A 19,905-nucleotide genomic window follows, 5' to 3' on the forward strand; every position below is an offset into this window, starting at 1 on the left:
AACTCTCCTCGGCAGCAGGGGACTTCAGAACGACCGCCGCGATTCCATCACTCGTGCGCGATCGCCGCCAGCACGTTCATCCGGGACGCGCGCAGCGCCGGCAGCAGTGCCGCCACGATGCCGACCACCGCCGAGCCGATCACCACCGCGACGATCGTGGTCCACGGCACCGCGAGCGCCTTCATGCCCTGGAGCGCCAGCACTTGCTGCGCGCACACGCCCCACACCAGGCCGAGTCCGAGCCCGAGCACCGCGCCGAACACCGCGATCACCACCGACTCCAGCCGGATCATCCGCCGCAGCTGACGCCGTCCGAGTCCGATCGCGCGCAGCAGGCCGATCTCCCGGGTGCGCTCCACGACCGACAGGGCAAGGGTGTTGACTACGCCGAGCACCGCGATGACGATGGCCAGCCCGAGCAACGCGTAGACGAGATACAGCAGTACGGCGATCTGGTCGTGGATCAGCTTCTTGTAGTCGGCCTCGTTGCGGACCTGCACCTGCGGATAGGGCTTCAGCGTGGTGTCCAGCGCCTTGCGGAGCTGGTCGGCGCCGGTGCCGGAGGCGGCGTTCACGTACAGCGCGGAGTCCTGGCCGTTCGGGACGTACTTCTCGACCGTGGCGATCCCGAAGAACAGCCCGCCCTGCGTTCCGAACCCGCCCGAGGAGCCCTGGTCGCTGAGGGCGCCCACCGTCAACCGGGTGGTGTGCCCGCCCGGGAACTCGACGGGGAGCACGCTGCCGACTCGTACGTGGTGGTCCTTCGCGAAGTTCACGTCCATGGCGAGGTGTCCGGCGGCGAGCGCCGAAGTCGTGTTCCCCTGCGCGTACTTGATGTGGGCGACGTCGTCGAGAGGGGCGTCGTAACCGGCGGCCGTGGTCTCCACCCGCTTGCCGTCGGGCAGCCGGACCGCGAGGGGTGCGAAGCGCGCGCGTACGACGAGGCCGACGCCGTCGGTGGCGCGCACATGGTCCGTGACCGCCTTGGAGAACGGCACGAAGCTGCCGTTCTGGATCACGAAGTCGGCGCCCAGGGTCTTGTCGATCTGCTGGTCGAAGGACTTGGACATGGAGGCGCTCGCCACCGACATCCCACCGACCAGGGCCAGGCCCACCATCAGGGCCGCCGCGGTGGCGCCCGTACGGCGCGGGTTGCGCAGGGCGTTGCGCTGGCTCATCCGGCCGACCGAGCCGAACAGGGCGGGGAAGGCGCCGCCCAGCACCCGGATCATCGGGCGGACCAGCAGTGGGCCCGCGATCACGGTCGCGATCAGGGTGAGGACGATCCCGAGCCCCAGGAGCGAGGCGGAGGAAGCCGTCTTCGTCGCGGCCGCGCAGCCCGCGAGCGCGGCCACCCCGATCACGCCAACGATCGAACCCACCACGGCCCGCACCTTCAACGGCCGCCCCACACCGGCGACTTCGGCGTCCGCGAGGGCCGCCATCGGTGAGACCGTCGCGGCCCGCCTGGCCGGGAGATACGCGGCGACGAAGGTGACGCCGACGCCAACGACGTACGCCGCCACGGGAGTCGGCCAATTCACCACCATCTCGGTGGTCTTGAGGTTCATGCCGAACGCGGTCATGAGCTTGATCAGCCCGGCCGCGAGTCCGATACCGGCCGCCAGACCCAGCGTCGAACCGATCAGGCCGAGCAACAGCGCCTCGGTGAGCACCGAGCGCCGCACCTGCCTGCGGTCGGCGCCGAGAGCGCGCAACAGGCCCAGTTCGCGGGTGCGTTGGGCGATCAGCATCGAGAACGTGTTGACGATCAGGAAGACACCGACGAGGACAGCGATGCTTGCGAAGCCCAACATCACGTATTTGATGACGTCGAGGAAGCCGCCCAGGTCGGCGGCGGCCGACTTGGCCTGCTCGTCGGCGGTCTTGATGTCGTAGGAGCCGGACGAACCGATCGCGGCGGCCACCCGCTGCTTGAGCACGGCGTCGGTCACGCCCTTGGCCGCGTCCACCGAGATGCTGGTGGCGCGGTCGGACGCCCCCAGCAGCTGGGACTTCGCGGTGGCGGGGTCGAGGAAGACCAGCGCGGCACCGGGGTTGGTGGTGGTGAAGGTGGCGATGCCGACGATCTGGACCTTGAAGCTGCCCGGCTGCGCCTGCACGGTCAGCGTGTCGCCGATCTTCGCATGCTTGTTGTCGGCGGTGTCCGCATCCAGGAGGGCCTGGCCGGCGCCCTGCGGGGCGTGTCCCGAGGTGAGTTTCACCGGGCTGCGGTCGGTGAGGTACCAGTCGGTGGCGATGGTGGGCGCGCCCGTGGTCGGCCCGACCGACTTGTTCCTGCTGTCGACGACCACGATGTTCTGCACGGACACGTCGGCGTGCGTCGCGGCGACCCCGGCCACCTTCGCCACCTGCCCGGCGAGCGCGGCGGGCACGGTCTCGGTCGCGCCGGTGGGCACCGAGGACTTCAGGTCCTGCTTCGGCTCCACCGTCACATCGGCGGACGTGGACGCGAAGAGACGGTCGAAGGTACGGGTCACGGTGTCGGAGAAGATCAGGCTGCCGGCCACGAACGCCACCGACAGCACGACGGCCAGCGCCGAGAGCAGCAGCCTTCCCTTGTGCGCGAGGAAGCTGCGGAGGGTCGCCTTCAGCACGGGTTCAGTCCTTGTCGAGGGATACGTCGGTCCCTGTGGAGGCAGGGCCGTCGAATTGGCTACGGGCGAGGTCGAACCTCTTCATGCGCTCCAGCACGGCTTCCGCCGTGGGCCGCTCCATCTCGTCCACGATCCGCCCGTCCGCGAGGAAGAGCACCAGGTCGGAGTGGGCGGCGGCGCCCGGGTCATGGGTGACCATGACCACGCTCTGCCCCAGGCCGTCGACCGCGTCACGCAGGAAGCCGAGCACTTCCAGACCGGCCCGCGAGTCGAGGTTGCCGGTCGGCTCGTCCGCGAAGATCAGCTCGGGCCGGGAGGCGAGCGCCCGCGCGCAGGCCACCCGCTGCTGCTGGCCCCCGGACAGCTCTGCCGGCCGGTGCTTGAGCCGGTCCCGCAGTCCGAGCGCGTCGATGACCTGGTCCAGCCACTTCTGGTCCGGCTTCTGCCCGGCGATGTCCATGGGCAGCGTGATGTTCTCGGCCGCGTTGAGGGTCGGGATGAGGTTGAACGACTGGAACATGAACCCGATCCGGTCCCGGCGCAGCCGGGTCAGTTCGCGGTCCTTCAGCCCCGTGATCTCGGTGTCGCCGAGCCACACCTGCCCGGCCGAGACGGTGTCGAGCCCCGCCAGGCAGTGCATCAGCGTGGACTTTCCGGAGCCCGAGGGCCCCATGACGGCGGTGAAACGGCCGCGCGCGATGTCCACGTCCACCGCGTCCAGGGCGAGCACGGTCGTCTCGCCCGAGCCGTACGCCTTGGTCAGACCGCGGGCGCGGGCCGCGATCCGGCCGGCCGAGGCCTGGCCCGGGGCGTGCTCCGCTGCAGGTGTGGACAAGACGGCCTCCTGGAGTTCCCTCGCTCTTGGACATACCCGACTCCGTGCTCACGGCCGAGCCTAGTGTGACGCGCCGCACACCCGATATCCCCCGTGTGGCCGAGGCGGTCTCCGCCCCAGGTCGGGCCCCCGATGCCGGTGTAAGGGGCACTCTCCACCCACCGGAGGAGCCCTTGCCGCTGCTAGCGATTCGGCGCTAGCTTTTAGGTATGGCGAAGACCCAGCTGAACGTACGTGTGGACGAGGGCACCGCCCGCGCGGCGCGTGAACGTGCCCTGGCGCGTGGCATGAGCGTCAACCGCTACATAGAAGAGCTGGTCAGACAGGACACCGGCGAGGTCGGCCACACCTTCGTCGAGGCCGCCGCCGACTTCATGAAGCAGTACGAGTCCGTCTTCGCCGACGAGTTCGGCACCGACGGGGAGAGCACCCGCGAAGGTCGCCGCTGATCCCTTGAACAACCTCAGGATCGACCTCGCCTGGCTGCTGATGCTCGCCGAACAGAAGACACCCGGAGACCCTCAGGTCACCGACTGGGGCGCGCTCGTCGCCGCCGTCGCCCGCCACCAGGCCGACATATTCGACGTCCCCGTCTACGACAGCCCGCACGCGCGCGCCGCCGCTTTACTCCAACTCCTCATCCACGTCCCCGCGTTGGAGCGCTCCAACGCCCTCTTCGCCTCGGCCGTCGCCTACGCGTACCTCGTCGCCAGCGGCCTGAAGGTCATCACCTCGCCCGAACAGGTCCGGGATCTGGCCCGGTTGGTGAAGAGCGGCGAGGCGTCGGTCGACGACATCGCACACGAGTTGCGCCAGTGGAGCCTGTGATCACTCGTCCGTGACCGGGCGCCATGCCGTGCCGAGAACGCAGTACGACGTCGGCAGCGCGGGCCCGTTCTCCGGGATCAACACCCGCCGGTACGGCCCCAGTTCGAACCCGGCGTCGCGCAGCGCGGCGACCGGGTCGCGGGCCAGACGGCAGCCTCCGTTCAGCGGCGGCCACAGTGTGCGGTCCAGGGCGCGCTGGGTGAACGCCATCGCCGGTCCACCGCCCCGGCCGTGCTCGAAGAACCGCACGACTCCGCCGGGCCGCAGCACCCGCCGCGCCTCGGCGAGGGCCCGCGGCACATCCCGCACACTGCACAGCACCAGCGAGAGCACCACCGCGTCGAAGGCCTCGCTCTTGACGGGCAGCTTCTCCGCCACGCCCGGCACCACGTCGACGGGCACCCCGGAACGGAGCGCGGACTCCACGGCCAGCTGCCGCAGAGTCCGCTCGGGCTCGATCGCGACGATCTCCGAGACGGCGCCCGGATAGTGCGCGAAGTTCAGTCCGTTCCCGGCGCCGATCTCGATCACCCGCCCGGAGAGCCCGGAGAGCAGCCTCTCCCGCATTCCGGCCAGGCCGAACCGTGATTCGGCGCGCACACTGAAACGGGCGTAGCAACGGGCGAACAGCGGGTGGTGGACGGCGTCCCGCGGCACAGTGCCGGAGCCTGCGGACCGTAGCGGCATGGCGACCTCCCGGGCCGGTGGGGACCGGAAACGGCCCCTACCGGGATTGTCCCCCCTGCCGCCCTTGCCCACCCCCGCTGCCGCCGGGGAAGGAGCGGGGCCGGGTCAGGAGATGAAGTCCCGGACCTGCTCGTAGACGCCGTGGTCGTTGTTCATGTTCGTGTGCGAGATGCACCCGACGTCGACGTTGGTCGCGCCGCTCAGTTCGGCCGAGGTGTCCGGGTTGATCGCCTCGTCGCAGTCCGACCAGTAGGCCGCGTACGACACACTGCCGGGCGTCTCGTCACCGGAGTTGAGCGCGGTGAGGAACGAACTCCCGGTCTGCATCTCCTTGCAGGACGTGTACAGCCAGCCGCACAGGGAGGCGGTGGAGGTGCCGTGGTTCACGCCGGCGACGGACACGAAGTGGTCCACGTACGACGTGCCGCCCAGGTTCTTGAGGTAGTAGCGGGAGCTGAGCGTCCCCATGGAGTGACCGACGATGTCGACCTTCGACGCCCCGGTCTGCGCGAGCACGCTCTTGACCTCCGTGGCCAGCTGCGAGGCGGTCGTGACATTCGACTGCGTCCAGTCGTACGACCACGCGAACAGCTCGGACGAGGAGTAGCCGTCGGCCTCGAAGTCCGCGACCCAGTCGTCCCAGCCGCTCGCCGAACCGCTCAGGCCGTGCACGAAGACGATGGGATCGTGGCTCGCCGCGTGGGCGGGCGTCGAGGCCAGGGAGAGTGACAGAAGGAGCGAGGTGGTCACGGCCGACAGGGCCGTGGCGATGCGACGCTTGTGGCGCTGCATGATGCCTCCTGATACGGGTGGGGTTGTCAGGAGTGTCAGCGGGGTCTACGCGCGCCGCATCGGTGAAATCGCCGGTCTTTACGTGTGAATTAACTCGCCAGTAACGTCAGTTGTGTGGTGACACCAGTGAACCCCCCACCTCTGGACCGCACTTGGCCACCGTCGCGCACCGACGTGTGGCGGACTCCCGATCCCGCGCTCCCCGAGGGCGTCCGCATCCGACTGCTCCGCGCGGCCTACGGCGATCCCCGCGCCGCCGCCGAACTCCGCTCGCGCCTGACCCCACGCCAGGCCGCGGGACTCGACCCCCTCCCGACCGAACCGGCTTCCCTGGCACCGGAGTTGCTGAGCCGGCTCCGCCGGGAGCTCCGTTCCCTGCCCGAAGACACCCGCCTGCTCCTCCTGCTCGCCTCCGCCGACCAGTACCCGGTTCCCACGCACGCCTTCCTGCGGGCCGTCGCGGCGGGCCGGCTCGACACCCGGGCTCTGGAAGCCGCCGAGACGGCGGGTGTCGCGCAAGGGACCGTCGGCGGGGTCGTGTTCCGTGACGCGTGGACGAGGATCGCAGCGTACGAGACCGGGTCCGCGGCGGACCGGCGGGACGTCCACCGGCTGCTGGCGGGGGTGTTGCGCGCGGAGGACGAGACACCCCGGCGCTCCTGGCACCGGGGCGCCAGCGCGCTCGGCCCCAGCGTGCGCCTCACCGCGGAACTCCGTACGGCGGCGGGCAAGGCACGGGAGACCGGCGAACACGCCGTCGCCTGCGCCCTGGTGGAACGCGCCGCCGCCCTCTCCCGCGACCCCGGCGAACAGTCCCGCCTCCTCGACCGCGCCGCAGGTGACGCCTGGCAGTCCGGCGAGGGCGACCGGGCCCGAAGACTCGCCGCCGCGACGGACAGCGACGCGCTGAACGGGGTGTTCGCGCTGCGGTCCGGCAACGCGGCGGAGGCGTTCGACGCGTTGCTGACCGCGGTGGCGCGACGGGGGGCCGAGCAGCCGGTGGCCGGGGTCCACCCGAGCGGGACGCCCCGAACTCCCGCCCCGGACCACGCGGTTCACCTCCTCGCCCGGGCCACCGAGGCCGCCGTCTACACCGGGGACCTGAGACGCTGCCGGGAGGCGGCAGCCGTCGCCGCCCGGCTCGGGATCGTGCCGCACGGGACGCTCGGGGGACTGGCCGCCGCCTTCGAGGGGCGGTACGAGGACGCGCGGGACCTGCTGAAAGCCGCCGCCGGGCGGTGCGGTCCCGGCGGCGACCCCACCCTTCTCGTCCACGCCGGGATCGCCGCCCTGATGCTCGGTGACCACACCCGCGCCACCACCGCCACCGTGCGGGCGGCGGCCTCGGCCCGGGCGCACGGCGCGACGGTGATCGCGCCGCAGGCGATGGAGTTCCGGGCGTACGCCGAGTTCTGGACCGGGCACCCGCGAGCCGCCGAGACGGCCGCGGCGGACGCCCTGTGGCAGGCCCACGCCACCGGCCAGGACAACGGCGCCTGCCATCTGCAGGCCGCCCTCGCCATGTTCGCGGCGCTCACCGGAGACGAGGACGTGTGCCGCGAACGGGCCGCCGCCGCCCGCTCGTTCGCCCTAGGGCGGGGCCTGGGACTGCCCGCCGCCCTCGCCCAATGGGCGCTCGCCTACCTCGACCTCAGCAGCGGACGCTTCGCCGCCGCAGCGGCCCGGCTGCGCGCGCTCGCCGGGTTCGGCCCGGGCCACGGCCACCGGGCCATACGGCACCTCGCCACCCCGCACTACGTCGAGGCCGCAGCCCGCAGCGGCGACACCCGCATCGCCCGCGCCGCACACGCCGACTACGACCGCTGGGCACGTGCCGTGCGCAGCCCCGACGACCTCGCCCTCAGCGCCCGCTGCCGCGCCCTGCTGGCCCCCGGCGCCGAGGCCGTCGAGCACTACCGCACCGCCCTCGACCTGCACGCGCGCGGCACCCGCGACTTCGAACGGGCCCGCACCGAGCTGCTGTTCGGCGGCGCGCTGCGCCGACTGCGCCGACGCACCGAGGCCCGCGACCGCCTGCACACCTCGCTGGAGGCCTTCGAGTCCTTCGGCGCCCCGCACTGCGCGGCCCAGGCCCGAGCCGAACTCCGCGCCCTCGGCACCCCGGTGGCCGCGACCGCGCTCCCGACACCTGCCGCCCGCCTGACGGCCCAGCAACTCATGGTCGCCCGCATGGCAGCCGACGGCGCCACCAACCGTGAGATCGCCGTCCGCCTCGCCCTCAGCCCCCGCACGATCGACCACCATCTGCGCGGCGTCTTCAGCCGGTTGGGCATCCGGTCCCGGATCGAACTGGTGCGGTTGCTGGCGGAGGGGGAGGCGTACTGAAGCCCCCGGGTACTTCCCTTAAGCTGCCGGAATGCGGGAGCTGACGTTGCGTGTCCGGGTCGCTGCCTACGTGCTGCGCAGGCGGCCGGGACGGCCGGTGGAACTGCTCGTGTTCGACCACGACGCGGACCTGCCGCCCGGCACACACGTCCCGGCGGGAGGTGTGGCGCCCAAGGAGCCGCTGGAAGAGGCGGTGTTGCGCGAAGTCACGGAGGAGTGCGGGCTGACCCGCGTGCGCGTGCTGCGCCCGATCGCGGAGGAACACACCCCGCACCCGATCCGCCGCTTCCCACGCCACACCACCTTCTTCGAACTGGAGGTGGACGGCGACGCGGAGGTCCCGGACACGTGGGACCACCAGGTGACGGGCGCGGGGCGCGACAAGGGCATGACCTTCCACTGCCGTTTCGAGCCACTGCCCCTGGCTTTCCCCTTGGCCGACGGTCAGGACGCCTGGCTGGACCGGCTGGAGGCCTGAACGGCGTCGGGTTCCGGTGCCTCGCGCACTCCGAACCCCTCCGCGTCCCACGCCCCGTCAAGCCGCGGTGCCAGCCAACTCGGCGCCTCGGTACGGAAGTCGGCAGGCGCGAGAGTCCCGGCCCCCTCCGGAAGTGCGCCCAGCAGTGGTGCCCCCGCGACCTCCGGCAGGTCGGCCACATTGCAACGGGACGCGAGATCAGGGGTAGTGGGCCAGTTGCCGATCACCACGCCCAGCAAGTCGAGCCGCTGGTGGCGGAGTTCACGGGCCGTCAGTTCCGTGGTGTTCAGGGTGCCCAGGCCCGCCGACGCCACTACCAGGACCGGTGCGCCCAGCAGTCGCGCCGCGTCCGCCAGCGTGCCGCCCTCCGCGTCGAACCGTACGAGCAGGCCGCCCGCGCCCTCGACCAGCACCAGATCGTGCTCGGCGGCCAACTTCTGGGCGGCTTCGGCCACTTCGTGCGGGTGGACAGGGGACATGCCCGCCCTGCGGGCCGCCGTGCCGGGGGCCAACGGCTCGGGGTAGCGGGCGAGTTCGGCCGTCGTCACGGCACCCGCGAGCCTCGCGACCTCGTCGGCGTCGCCGCGCTCGTCCGGCCGTAGACCCGTCTGGGCGGGCTTCAGGACGGCCACCGTGCGGCCGGCCGCGAGCGCCGCCGCGGCCACGGCGGCCGTGGTGATCGTCTTGCCGACCTCCGTGCCCGTGCCCGTGATCACCAGTACCGGCATGTCATCCCTCCCGCGCCGCCGCGCACACCGCGCGGGCGATCCGAGCCAGGTCGGCGTCGCCCGTGACGTACGGCGGCATCGTGTAGACGAGGTCGCGGAACGGCCGCAGCCACACGCCCTCGCGTACGGCCGCGTCCGTGGCGGCCTTCATGTCGACGTCGTGGTCGAGCTGGACCACGCCGATGGCGCCGAGGACGCGGACGTCCCGGACGCCGGGGATCCCCGATGCCGGGGCGAGGCCCTCCCACAGGGCCGCCTCGATGCGTTTGACCTCTGTCAGCCAGTCCTGGTTCAGGAGGAGTTCGATCGAGGCGCAGGCCACGGCCGCCGCCAGCGGGTTGCCCATGAAGGTAGGGCCGTGGGCCAGCACCGGCACCTCGCCGCGCGAGATGCCGTCGGCCACGCGTGACGTGCACAGCGTCGCCGCCATGGTCATATAGCCACCGGTCAGCGCCTTGCCCACGCACATCACGTCCGGGGTGACGGCCGCGTGCTCCGCCGCGAACAAGGCTCCCGTACGACCGAACCCCGTCGCGATCTCGTCGAAGACCAGCAGCACGTCGTGCGCGTCGCACGCCTCGCGCAGCACCCGCAGATACGCGGGGGAGTGGAACCGCATCCCGCCCGCACCCTGCACCACCGGCTCCACGATCACCGCGGCCAGCTCGTGCGCGTGCCGCTCGATCAGCTCGCGCAGTCGGTCGGCGTACGACTCGTCGTACTCGGCCGGAGGCGCGTCGGCGAACACCTGCCGGGGCAGAACGCCCGACCACAGTTCGTGCATCCCGCCCTCGGGGTCGCACACCGACATCGGCTGCCAGGTGTCGCCGTGGTAGCCGCCGCGCCAGGTCAGCAGGCGCTGTTTCGCGGGGCGGCCGAGCGAGCGCCAGTACTGCAGGCACATCTTTACCGCGACCTCGACCGACACCGAGCCGGAGTCGGCGAGGAAGACGTGCTCCAGGCCCTCGGGCGACATGTCGACAAGGAGCTTCGCCAGACGTACGGCGGGCTCGTGTGTGAGCCCGCCGAACATCACATGGCTCATCCGGCCGAGCTGCTCGCGCGCGGCCTCGTTGAGCACGGGGTGGTTGTAGCCGTGGATCGCCGACCACCAGGACGACATGCCGTCGACCAACTCGCCCGATCCGTCCGCCAGCCGGAGGCGGACCCCGCTCGCCGATTCCACGACGAGCGGTTCGACGCGGCCGGGCATCGGGCCGTACGGATGCCAGACGTGCCGCCGGTCCAGTTCCAGCAGCTCCGGGACGGGCAGGCGGCCGGTCGGGTCAGGCATTGGGCGCGAGATCCGTTCCGGCACCTCGACGGCGTACGGCGACCAGGTCCCGGCGGACCTCGTCGACCTGCGGTGCGGGCGTGGCAGCTGGAGCCGAGCCACAGACGCCGGCGTCCTCGCGCGAGTCGCAGCCCCCGCAGGCCTCCTCATGGGACCCGCAGCCGCCCGCCGCGGCCCGGTGCTCAGGCAGTGTCACCTCGCCCGCGCCCTCCACCTCGAAGCCCGCGTCCGCGATCATCTCCAGGTCGGCGTGGCCGGCCTGGCCCTCGCTGGTGAGGTAGTCGCCGAGGAAGATCGAGTTGGCGAGGTTCAGGGCGAGGGGCTGCATCGTGCGCAGGTGGACCTCGCGGCCGCCCGCGATGCGCACCTCGACGTCCGGGCACACGAACCGCACCATCGCGAGGATGCGCAGACAGCGCTGCGGGGTGAGGTGCCACTCGGCAGCGAGCGGGGTGCCCTCCATCGGGATCAGGAAGTTCACCGGCACCGAGTCCGGGTCCAGCTCGCGGAGGGAGAAGACGACGTCGACCAGGTCCTCGTCGCTCTCGCCCATGCCGGCGATCAGGCCGGAGCAGGCGGAGAGGCCCGCCGCGTGCGCCTTCTGCACGGTGTCGACGCGGTCGGCGTACGTGTGGGTGGTCGTGATGTCGCCGTACGTCGACTCGGACGTGTTGAGGTTGTGGTTGTAGGCGTCAGCGCCCGCTTCGCGCAGCCGGTCGGCCTGGCCGTCGGAGAGCAGGCCGAGGCAGGCGCACACCTCGACGCCCTCGTTCTGGTCCTTGATCGCCTTGATGGTGCCCGCGACCCGGTCCACGTCCCGGTCGGTCGGACCCCGGCCGGAGGCCACCAGACAGACCCGCTTGGCGCCGCCCGCCACACCGGCCGCCGCCGCCTTCGAGGCATCGTCGGGTTTCAGCCACGTGTACTTCAGGATGTCGGCCTTGGAGCCGAGCCGCTGCGAGCAGTACGAGCAGTCCTCGGGGCACAGGCCGGACTTCAGGTTGACGAGGTAGTTCAGCTTCACCCGTCGGCCGAACCAGTGCCGGCGCACCTTTCCGGCCGCGGCCACGACGTCCAGCAGGTCGTCGTCGGAGGTGGCGAGGACGGCGAGTGCTTCGGCGCGGGTCGGCAGCTCGCGCCGAAGCCCCTTGTCCACGAGCGTGTTCAGCAGGTCCATGGGTCCCGATCCTGTCCTACGGGACCGCCCTCGGCCAAGGAGAGATTGCACAAGACATGGGGCCGGCGGTGTGGGTATCACCACACCATGGGCGGCTGGTCGTCCGATTAGTGTCTGTGCACTGCCTACAAAAGCCCCGGAGGAACCATGGCGTTCGGCTGGATCGACGACCAGGCGGAGCTGCGCCGCCGCGCCGGGCTCGTACGGACCCTGCGTCCGCGCCCCGCCGACTCGCCGCTCCTCGATCTCGCGAGCAACGACTACCTGGGGCTCGCCCACCATCCCGAGGTCGTCGAAGGGGCCGCGGCGGCGGCGCGGACCTGGGGTGGCGGGTCCACCGGGTCGCGGCTCGTCACCGGTACGACCGAGCTGCACAGCCGGCTGGAGCGCGAACTCGCCGAGTTCTGCGGCTTCGAGGCGGCCCTCGTCTTCTCCTCCGGCTACGCGGCCAACCTCGCCGCGGTCACCACGCTCGCGCCGCACGGCTCACTGATCGTCTCCGACGCGGGCAATCACGCCTCGCTGATCGACGGCTGCCGGCTGGCCCGGGGCGCCACCCAGGTCGTGGGGCACGCCGATCCGGACGGGGTGCGCAAGGCGCTGCGGACGCACGACGGGCCGGCCGTCGTCGTGTCCGACTCGGTGTTCTCCGTGGACGGGGACGCGGCTCCGGTGGGGGCGCTCGCCGAGGCGAGCCGGGAGTACGGGGCGGGGCTGCTGCTCGACGACGCGCACGGACTCGGGGTGCTGGGCGAGGGCGGGCGCGGGCTGCCGTACGCGGCGGGGCTCGCGGGGGCCCAGGACGTGGTCGTGACGGTCACCCTGTCCAAGTCGCTGGGCAGTCAGGGCGGGGCCGTGCTCGGGCCGGCCCGGGTGATCGACCATCTGGTAAACGCGGCGCGGACGTTCATCTTCGACACGGGCCTCGCCCCGGCCGCCGTCGGAGCCGCGCTGGCCGCGCTCACCCTGCTGCGGCGCGAGCCCGAGCGGGCCGCCCGGGCGCGCGCCGTGGCCGGCGAGCTGCACGCACGGTTCACCGCCGCGGGTCTGGAAGCGGTACGTCCGGACGCCGCGGTGGTGTCGGTGCGGGCACCGTCCCCGGAGGCGGCCGTGCAATGGGCGGCCGACTGCCGTACGGCAGGGCTGGCCGTGGGCTGCTTCCGTCCTCCTTCCGTGCCCGACGGCATCTCACGGCTCAGGCTGACCGCCCGAGCGGACCTCTCCGGGGCCGAGATCGAACGCGCTGTACGTGTGATCGGCGAAACGCGACCCATGAGTCGGCGTGACACGGTCGTGCGTCGCTGACGAGGGGAACCGATCAGTGGAAGGCGCCGAGGAATCCCGTCCAGCTCTCGGGGGAGAAGAGCAGGGCAGGTCCTTGCAGGTCCTTGGAGTCGCGTACGGCGAGCAGCCCCGCGCGGGGGCCCGAGTGCGGACGGGCCGCCTCGACGCAGTTGTTCGCTCCCGTGCTGTAGCTGCTGCGCAGCCACCGCACTCCTGGCAGATCGGTACTGGAAGGTACGTTCCGAGGCAGTGCAGACATGGTGCCTCCTTACGCGCCGTCACCTATCCCGGCGATGTAGTCCAACGAGTCCTCGGGTGAAAGGGCGTGGAACTGAAGGGTGTTGAAGGCCTCGCTGTAGGCCTCTAGGTCTTCTTTCCGTTCGAGGTAGAGGCTACTCGTCAAGTGGTCGAGAACAACCACGTCCAGATCAGAAGTGCTCGGAAAGGAGAAGATAACGAAAGGCCCGGTGATGCCGATGTGTGCTCCTGCGGCGAACGGCAAGACCTGAAGCCGGACTTGGGGCAGATGCGCCGCCTCGATGAGCCGCTCCAGCTGGCGTGCCATTACACCCGGCCCGCCGACCTCCCGGCGCACCACCGCCTCGTCGAGGACCACGCTCAGTTCCAGCGGCGGATCCGTCCGCAGGATGTCCTGCCGGGCCAGCCGCACCTGCACCAGCGCGTCGAGCCGCTCCGGCCCGTCGTTGTCGAGCCCTCCCACGGCGGCCCGGGTCACCGCCCGGGCGTACTCGGGCGTCTGCAGCAGCCCGGGGACCACCGAGGTCTCCAGGGTGCGGATCGTACTGGCCTGTGACTCCAGGCTGATGAAGTCCCGGTAGGCGGGCGGCAGTACACCGCGATAGGCGTGCCACCAGTGATGCCGGCCGCCCCCGTCGTCGGAACCCGCCAACACGAGCAGCATGTCCCGGAGTTGTGCGTCGCCGACCTGATAGGCGTCCAGAAGTAACCGGACGTCGGGCGGTTTCACGCCACTCGCGCCGGTCTCGATGCGGCTCACCTTCGACTGGTGCCAGCCGACCAGCCGGGCCGCCTCACCGCTGGTGAGCCCCGCTTCCGCACGCAACGTGCGGAGTTCGGCGCCCAGTTTCCGGCGGCGCACCGCGGGACCGTACTGCATGGGTTTCTCCTTACTCCTTTCGGGCCGCCCAAATACGGTCTGGGGTCGCAGAGTTCACCGCTTTGAGCGACAGATATATGCATATCCTGGTGGATCGGCACCGTTGGAGACGCGGTAATGGCAGTCTGGCGAAGAAGCACCAGTCCGGGACCGTACTCGAACCATCCGCTCCGTGTCGGACACCGGTCCCGCGGGAAAGGGACGACCGCGCCATGGCAGACCATCTGGAAGCATCCGTCACTCTGCCGAGCGATCCCGCTTCGGTCTCCACCGCCCGCTCCTACGTGGTCGGGACCCTCGTGGAATGGGGACTGCCGGCGGACACGGAGGTCGCCGACACCATTCGTCTCATCGTCTCCGAACTCGCCACCAACGCCGTACAGCACACCTTCGGGCAGTCACCCACCTTCACGGTGGACATCGAGCTGGAGCGTGACGAACAGCTGCGCATCGGAGTCACCGACAGCCATCCCCGCTTCCCCAAACGCCTGCCGGCCGCCGTCCAGCAGGACAACGGCCGGGGCATGGTCATCATCCGCTGGCTGACCGCGGAGTGCGGCGGCAAACTCAGGGTCCGGCCCACGCTGGAGGGCGGCAAGACGGTCTCCATCGAGGTGCCCTGGACGGTACCGGCCCGGCCGGTGACCTCGGCAGGCCAGCAGGAGCCGTAGAGAGACATGCAGAACGCCTCTGGACACCCGAGGGGGTGGCGGTCCGTCAGGAGACCGCCACCCCCTCGGGAGCTTTCAGTACGAGTCAGCTGACCCGGCCGTACCAGACGCTCTTGGTCCAGATCTTCTGCAACCGCACCACGTCCCCGGTCTTCGGGGCGTGCCAGATCTTTCCGCCGCCGGCGTAGATGCCGACGTGGTAGACGCTGGAGCCCGAGTGGAAGAAGACGAGGTCCCCGGCCTTGCGGCTGCCGGCCGAGATGTGGTGGGTCTTGTTGTACTGCTGGGCCGCCGTACGGGGCAGTTTCTTGCCCGCCTTCTTGTACGAGTACAGCGTGAGCCCGGAGCAGTCGAAGCGGCCCGGTCCGGTGGCCCCGTACCTGTACGGGGCGCCCTTCTTGGACGCCGCGACCTGGAGTGCCTTCGTCGCGGGTGTCGCTGCCGCGGCGTCGGACGCGACACCGGGGATCACGACGGAACCGCCTACGGCGGCGATGGCGAAGGCCGAAGCCGTACCGGCCCGGACCATCAGCGACGGGACACGATTGAGCGCAGTCATGCGCAACCCTTCGTCAGCCGCCTGTGAAGGATGACCTGTCGGATTCGGGCTGACAAAGTTGCCCGGCCGCTGACGCGGCTTCACCCCAAGGGCTGCTCGGCCCGGTCATGGCGTGACCGTCCCGGCGACCCGTCGTGCTTGGGTCCTCCACTCCTGCCGATGCAATCCTGTCGACCTGTCATCCGGGTGGCGGCAGGACTCGGCGTCCGCCCGGATCGCCCCGCCGCTGCGGCGGGGTCTTGTCGTCAGACAGGGATCTTCACCTATGAATGTCCGAAAAGCCCAACGGAATCGGGGATTTGTGGGGTTACTCACCACTCACCCGTTCGGCTGAACGTAGCGGTGTTCGAAGGCGTGTCGAGGGTGCATGACCCTCGGACCAGCACCGGAACACCTCATCCGTCCCTCGGGCTACGCGTGTTGCGCAACCCGGACGGCCGTATGGGCGGAGCGGCGACTACGCCGACAGGGGGTACACCGTTCGGCCCGTTTCGACCCCGGCCGTCATGGCTCAGGGTCCGTCAGCTGTCGGAGGGGGCGGGGATCGTGACACGAGCCGTGCGGCGCTCCCCGTCCAGCACGCGCAGCGCCCGCGCGAGCGTGGGGGCGTGCAGCTCGGTCTCGCCCCGCTGGTGCATCAGCGCCAGCGCGTCCCGCAGCTCGGTGGCCTTGGCCACCAGCGCCTGAGCGGCCCTCAGGCCACGGTACGTGTCCCCGTGGTGCGCCGGGTTGATACGGCCCAGCAGGTCGGCCACATCCAGATAACGGTCGATCAACTCGCCCTCGGCACGGGTCAGTGCGGGCAGCGGCGGAAGTTCCGGCGGCAGCATCGTCGGCTCACTCCCCGCCGGGCTCGGTGAGCGAGGTCTTGCGGGTCGACACGATCCGGTCCACCAGCCCGTATTCCAGCGCCTGTTGGGCATCGAGAATGCGATCCCGCTCGATGTCCGCGCTCACCTGCTCCACCGTCCGGCCCGTGTGCAGGGCCAGTACGGCCTCCAGTTGGGACCGGGTGCGCGCCAACTCCTCGGCCTGGATGGCGAGATCACTCGCTTGACCCTGGATCGGCCCGGGCAGCGAGGGCTGGTGGAGCACCATCCGCGCGCCCGGCAGCGCCGACCGCTTGCCCGGGGTGCCCGCCGCGAGCAGCACCGCCGCGCTGGTGCCGGCCTGGCCGAGGCAGATCGTCTCCACGTCGCACGTGACGAACCGCAGCGTGTCGTAGATCGCCGACATCGCGGTGAACGAGCCGCCCGGCGAGTTGATGTACAGCGAGATGTCCCGGTCCGGTGCCTGGTACTCGAGGTGCATGAACTGGGCCATCACGTCGTTCGCCGAGATGTCGTCGATCGGCGTCCCGAGGAAGACGATCCGCTCCTCCAGCAGCTTCGAGTACGGATCCATCGTCCGGTGCCCGGAGCTGGTGCGCTCCGTGAATTCGGGCAGGACATGGCGGGCGAACGGTCGGGTCATGGGTACCCCTCCTTCGGCATCTGTAAGAAATGTACAGGACGTACATGACGTTATGATGGGGGTATGGCCTACGAGATTCCGGTGACGCAAGCCAGGGCTGAGCTCGCCGACCTGATCAACCGGGTGGTGTACGGCGGTGAGCGCGTCGTCGTGACACGGCACGGCAAGCCCCTTGTCGCACTGGTCTCCGCCGCCGACCTGGAGCGACTCGACGAACTCGACAAGCTGGACGCGAACGCCGAGGAGCAGGTGATCAGTGCCGTCTCGCACGTTCGGGAGGTCGCGTCCGCTCCCCGCGAACACCAGCGCTTCGGCATCGCGGCCGAGCACCGGGGGCCGAACCCCTCCTAGCCGCGTGATCGAGGAGCGGCTCTACGGGCGTAGATGTGATTGTCCTGATCACAGCTCGGTTAACTTGCTTGAAACCCGGTCCAACTAGCCTGCCGATCCACGCCACCAGGGATTTTTCCCCGGGGGCTGAGCGGGTCCGGCGAAGTCCGCTGCGGTTCGGCAGCGCCCCGAAGGGGCGCGGGGAACTGCGCGACCAGCCACAACGGGCCTTCGGATGACGTCCCGCACTCCGAGCGGAGCGTTTAAGCGGCAGCCGGACCCCGCACGGTCCGGAGCGAGGACTGTGAGGTGGGAGCGTGCAACTGACCCCGCACGAGCAAGAGAGGCTGCTGATCCATGTGGCGGCCGACGTGGCCGAGAAGCGCCGGGCCCGTGGTCTGAAGCTCAACCACCCGGAGGCGGTCGCCCTCATCACGTCGCACATCCTCGAGGGCGCCCGTGACGGCCGGACCGTCGCCGAGCTGATGTCCTCCGGACGCAAGCTGCTCACCAGGGACGACGTCATGGAGGGCATCCCCGAGATGATCCACGACGTACAGGTCGAGGCGACCTTCCCGGACGGCACCAAGCTCGTCACCGTCCACGACCCGATCGTGTAGGAGGCCTCGATGATTCCCGGCGAGATCCTGTTCGCGGACGACCCGATCGTCTACAACGCGGGCCGCGAGGTCACCACGATGACCGTCCTCAACGCCGCCGACCGGCCCGTCCAGGTCGGCTCCCACTACCACTTCGCCGAGGCCAACCCCGGCCTCGAATTCGACCGTGCGGCGGCCCGCGGCAAGCGGCTCAACGTCGCCGCCGGTACCGCCGTGCGCTTCGAACCGGGGATCCCCGTCGACGTCGAACTCGTCCCGCTGGCCGGCGCCCGTGTCGTGCCCGGACTGCGCGGGGAGACCGGAGGTGCCCTCGATGCCTGAGATCTCCCGCGCCGCGTACGCGGACCTCTTCGGACCGACCACCGGCGACCGCATCCGGCTCGCCGACACCGACCTCCTGATCGAGATCGAGGAGGACCGCAGCGGCGGTCCAGGACTCGCCGGTGACGAGGCCGTGTTCGGCGGTGGCAAGGTCATCCGCGAGTCGATGGGCCAGGCCCGTGCCACGCGCGCAGAAGGCACCCCCGACACCGTCATCACCGGCGCCGTCATCGTCGACCACTGGGGCATCGTCAAGGCCGACGTCGGCATCCGTGACGGCCGCGTCACCGGCATCGGCAAGGCCGGCAACCCGGACACCATGGACGGCATCCACCCCGACCTGGTGATCGGCCCCGAGACCGAGGTCATCGCGGGCAACGGACGCATCCTCACGGCCGGTGCCGTGGACGCGCATGTCCACTTCATCTGTCCGCAGATCGCCGACGAAGCCCTCTCCGCCGGGGTCACCACGCTGGTCGGTGGCGGAACCGGACCGGCCGAGGGTTCCAAGGCGACCACCGTGACGCCCGGCCCCTGGCATCTGGCCCGGATGATGGCGGCGATGGAGCAGTACCCGCTCAACATCGGCTTCCTCGGCAAGGGCAACACCGTCTCGCACGACGCGATGACGTCCCAGATCCGCGGCGGCGCCCTCGGGCTGAAGTTGCACGAGGACTGGGGCTCGACCCCGGCGGTCATCGACGCCTCGCTCACCGTCGCCGACCGCACGGGCGTCCAAGTCGCCATCCACACCGACACGTTGAACGAGGCCGGGTTCGTCGGCGACACCCTCGCCGCGATCGCCGGACGCGGCATCCACGCCTATCACACCGAGGGTGCGGGCGGCGGGCACGCGCCCGACATCATGACCGTGGTCTCCGAGCCGCACGTGCTGCCCAGCTCCACCAACCCGACCCGGCCCTACACCGTCAACACCGCCGAGGAACACCTCGACATGCTGATGGTCTGCCACCACCTCAACCCGGCCGTCCCCGAGGACCTGGCCTTCGCCGAGTCCCGCATCCGCCCCTCGACGATCGGCGCGGAGGACATCCTCCACGACCTGGGCGCCATCTCGATCATCTCCTCCGACGCACAGGCCATGGGCCGGGTCGGCGAGGTCATCATGCGGACCTGGCAGACGGCCCATGTGATGAAGCGGCGGCGGGGAGCGCTGCCCGGTGACGGGCGCGCGGACAACCATCGGGTACGGCGCTACATCGCCAAGTACACGATCAACCCCGCCCTCGCACAGGGCCTCGCGCGCGAGATCGGCTCGGTCGAGAGCGGCAAGCTCGCCGACCTCGTGCTGTGGGAACCGGCGTTCTTCGGTGTCAAACCGCACCTGGTCATCAAGGGCGGACAGATCGCCTACGCGCAGATGGGCGACGCCAACGCGTCCATCCCGACGCCGCAGCCGATTCTGCCGCGCCCGATGTTCGGCGCGATCGGACGTGCCCCCGCCGCCAACTCCTTCAACTTCGTGGCGCAGTTGGCGATCGACGACGGGCTGCCCGAACGGCTCGACCTCGGCAAGAAGTTCGTGGCCATCGAGTCCACCCGCGCGGTCACCAAGGCCGACATGAGGGAGAACGACGCCCGGCCGCGCGTCCAGGTCGACCCCGACAGCTTCGCCGTGCACATCGACGGGGAGCTCGTCGAGGCGACTCCGGCGGCCGAACTGCCCATGGCCCAGCGGTACTTCCTCTTCTGATGGAGGGGCCGC

22 protein-coding genes and 1 riboswitch are annotated in these 19,905 nt (G+C 70.7%); of the genes, 10 read left to right on the plus strand and 12 right to left on the minus strand.

The window, feature by feature from the left end; translation table 11 throughout:
• Positions 1–47: 47 nt before the first annotated feature.
• Both AB0I51_RS44565 and AB0I51_RS44570 read right to left on the minus strand, forming a co-directional pair.
• A complete protein-coding gene (locus AB0I51_RS44565) occupies positions 48–2,618 on the minus strand; it encodes an ABC transporter permease (RefSeq protein ID WP_362984601.1) in 2,571 nt (856 codons plus the stop codon).
• A gap of 4 nt (positions 2,619–2,622) precedes the next feature.
• Positions 2,623–3,453, minus strand: coding sequence for an ABC transporter ATP-binding protein (locus AB0I51_RS44570; protein WP_362984603.1), 831 nt, complete (start codon positions 3,451–3,453; stop codon positions 2,623–2,625).
• Positions 3,454–3,662: 209 nt separating this feature from the next.
• Here AB0I51_RS44570 and AB0I51_RS44575 point away from each other — a divergent pair, with 209 nt between their 5' ends.
• On the plus strand, positions 3,663–3,902 hold the full coding sequence (locus AB0I51_RS44575) for a toxin-antitoxin system HicB family antitoxin (RefSeq protein ID WP_362984605.1): 240 nt from the start codon (positions 3,663–3,665) through the stop codon (positions 3,900–3,902).
• A gap of 4 nt (positions 3,903–3,906) precedes the next feature.
• On the plus strand, positions 3,907–4,281 hold the full coding sequence (locus AB0I51_RS44580) for a fic family toxin-antitoxin system, toxin component (protein ID WP_359610432.1): 375 nt from the start codon (positions 3,907–3,909) through the stop codon (positions 4,279–4,281).
• Here AB0I51_RS44580 and AB0I51_RS44585 read toward each other — a convergent pair whose 3' ends face one another.
• Entirely contained in the window at positions 4,282–4,968 is a 687-nt protein-coding gene (locus AB0I51_RS44585) for a class I SAM-dependent methyltransferase (RefSeq protein WP_362984607.1), read from the minus strand.
• Between the two features lie 105 nt (positions 4,969–5,073).
• Positions 5,074–5,760 (minus strand): triacylglycerol lipase, encoded by a 687-nt coding sequence (locus AB0I51_RS44590; RefSeq protein WP_362984609.1) that lies wholly within the window; start codon positions 5,758–5,760, stop codon positions 5,074–5,076.
• Positions 5,761–5,934: 174 nt separating this feature from the next.
• Between AB0I51_RS44590 and AB0I51_RS44595 the strand changes: the two genes are divergently transcribed.
• Both AB0I51_RS44595 and AB0I51_RS44600 read left to right on the plus strand, forming a co-directional pair.
• Complete coding sequence (locus AB0I51_RS44595; protein WP_362984644.1) at positions 5,935–8,106, plus strand: helix-turn-helix transcriptional regulator; 2,172 nt, start codon at positions 5,935–5,937, stop codon at positions 8,104–8,106.
• A 31-nt stretch (positions 8,107–8,137) separates the two neighbouring features.
• On the plus strand, positions 8,138–8,584 hold the full coding sequence (locus tag AB0I51_RS44600) for an NUDIX domain-containing protein (RefSeq protein ID WP_362984611.1): 447 nt from the start codon (positions 8,138–8,140) through the stop codon (positions 8,582–8,584).
• Here the strand turns inward: AB0I51_RS44600 and bioD are convergent.
• Genes bioD through bioB form a run of 3 tightly spaced genes read right to left on the minus strand, consistent with a single transcriptional unit; the run spans position 8,551 to position 11,783 of the window.
• Entirely contained in the window at positions 8,551–9,312 is a 762-nt protein-coding gene (bioD, locus tag AB0I51_RS44605) for a dethiobiotin synthase (RefSeq protein ID WP_362984613.1), read from the minus strand. The genes AB0I51_RS44600 and bioD overlap by 34 nt on opposite strands.
• A 1-nt stretch (position 9,313) precedes the next feature.
• Positions 9,314–10,606, minus strand: a complete 1,293-nt coding sequence (locus AB0I51_RS44610; RefSeq protein ID WP_362984615.1) for an adenosylmethionine--8-amino-7-oxononanoate transaminase — start codon at positions 10,604–10,606, stop codon at positions 9,314–9,316.
• Positions 10,599–11,783, minus strand: a complete 1,185-nt coding sequence (gene bioB, locus AB0I51_RS44615) for a biotin synthase BioB (RefSeq protein WP_362984617.1) — start codon at positions 11,781–11,783, stop codon at positions 10,599–10,601. Before bioB ends, AB0I51_RS44610 begins: the two co-directional genes overlap by 8 nt.
• A 147-nt stretch (positions 11,784–11,930) precedes the next feature.
• Here bioB and AB0I51_RS44620 point away from each other — a divergent pair, with 147 nt between their 5' ends.
• Positions 11,931–13,088: an 8-amino-7-oxononanoate synthase gene (locus AB0I51_RS44620; RefSeq protein WP_362984619.1), complete on the plus strand. Its 1,158-nt coding sequence runs from the start codon at positions 11,931–11,933 to the stop codon at positions 13,086–13,088.
• Positions 13,089–13,101: 13 nt separating this feature from the next.
• Here the strand turns inward: AB0I51_RS44620 and AB0I51_RS44625 are convergent, their stop codons facing one another.
• Positions 13,102–13,326: a DUF397 domain-containing protein gene (locus tag AB0I51_RS44625; protein WP_362984621.1), complete on the minus strand. Its 225-nt coding sequence runs from the start codon at positions 13,324–13,326 to the stop codon at positions 13,102–13,104.
• 9 nt (positions 13,327–13,335) lie between these two features.
• On the minus strand, positions 13,336–14,205 hold the full coding sequence (locus AB0I51_RS44630; protein ID WP_362984622.1) for a helix-turn-helix transcriptional regulator: 870 nt from the start codon (positions 14,203–14,205) through the stop codon (positions 13,336–13,338).
• A 212-nt stretch (positions 14,206–14,417) separates the two neighbouring features.
• On the opposite strand from AB0I51_RS44630, the gene AB0I51_RS44635 reads away from it, so the two are divergent.
• Positions 14,418–14,876 carry an ATP-binding protein gene (locus AB0I51_RS44635; RefSeq protein WP_362984624.1) on the plus strand — a complete coding sequence of 153 codons (459 nt, stop codon included), beginning with the start codon at positions 14,418–14,420 and terminating at the stop codon, positions 14,874–14,876.
• An 85-nt stretch (positions 14,877–14,961) separates the two neighbouring features.
• Here AB0I51_RS44635 and AB0I51_RS44640 read toward each other — a convergent pair whose 3' ends face one another.
• The 3 genes from AB0I51_RS44640 to AB0I51_RS44650 form a co-directional block, all read right to left on the minus strand.
• On the minus strand, positions 14,962–15,435 hold the full coding sequence (locus AB0I51_RS44640) for a C40 family peptidase (RefSeq protein WP_200716611.1): 474 nt from the start codon (positions 15,433–15,435) through the stop codon (positions 14,962–14,964).
• Positions 15,436–15,438: 3 nt separating this feature from the next.
• A riboswitch (cyclic di-AMP (ydaO/yuaA leader) is annotated at positions 15,439–15,640 on the minus strand.
• Positions 15,641–15,956: 316 nt separating this feature from the next.
• Positions 15,957–16,265, minus strand: a complete 309-nt coding sequence (locus AB0I51_RS44645; RefSeq protein ID WP_200716610.1) for a hypothetical protein — start codon at positions 16,263–16,265, stop codon at positions 15,957–15,959.
• 7 nt (positions 16,266–16,272) lie between these two features.
• A complete protein-coding gene (locus AB0I51_RS44650) occupies positions 16,273–16,908 on the minus strand; it encodes an ATP-dependent Clp protease proteolytic subunit (RefSeq protein WP_362984626.1) in 636 nt (211 codons plus the stop codon).
• Positions 16,909–16,971: 63 nt separating this feature from the next.
• Here AB0I51_RS44650 and AB0I51_RS44655 point away from each other — a divergent pair, with 63 nt between their 5' ends.
• From AB0I51_RS44655 to AB0I51_RS44670, 4 genes are all read left to right on the plus strand, one after another.
• Positions 16,972–17,259: a type II toxin-antitoxin system Phd/YefM family antitoxin gene (locus AB0I51_RS44655; RefSeq protein ID WP_362984628.1), complete on the plus strand. Its 288-nt coding sequence runs from the start codon at positions 16,972–16,974 to the stop codon at positions 17,257–17,259.
• Positions 17,260–17,555: 296 nt separating this feature from the next.
• Entirely contained in the window at positions 17,556–17,858 is a 303-nt protein-coding gene (locus AB0I51_RS44660; RefSeq protein ID WP_010988499.1) for an urease subunit gamma, read from the plus strand.
• 9 nt (positions 17,859–17,867) lie between these two features.
• Positions 17,868–18,179 (plus strand): urease subunit beta, encoded by a 312-nt coding sequence (locus AB0I51_RS44665; protein ID WP_362984629.1) that lies wholly within the window; start codon positions 17,868–17,870, stop codon positions 18,177–18,179.
• Positions 18,172–19,893 carry an urease subunit alpha gene (locus tag AB0I51_RS44670; RefSeq protein ID WP_362984630.1) on the plus strand — a complete coding sequence of 574 codons (1,722 nt, stop codon included), beginning with the start codon at positions 18,172–18,174 and terminating at the stop codon, positions 19,891–19,893. Before AB0I51_RS44665 ends, AB0I51_RS44670 begins: the two co-directional genes overlap by 8 nt.
• Positions 19,894–19,905: the final 12 nt, after the last annotated feature.

Origin of the sequence: Streptomyces sp. NPDC050549 (assembly GCF_040655035.1) — a bacterium.
Taxonomy (GTDB): Bacteria; Actinomycetota; Actinomycetes; order Streptomycetales; family Streptomycetaceae; genus Streptomyces.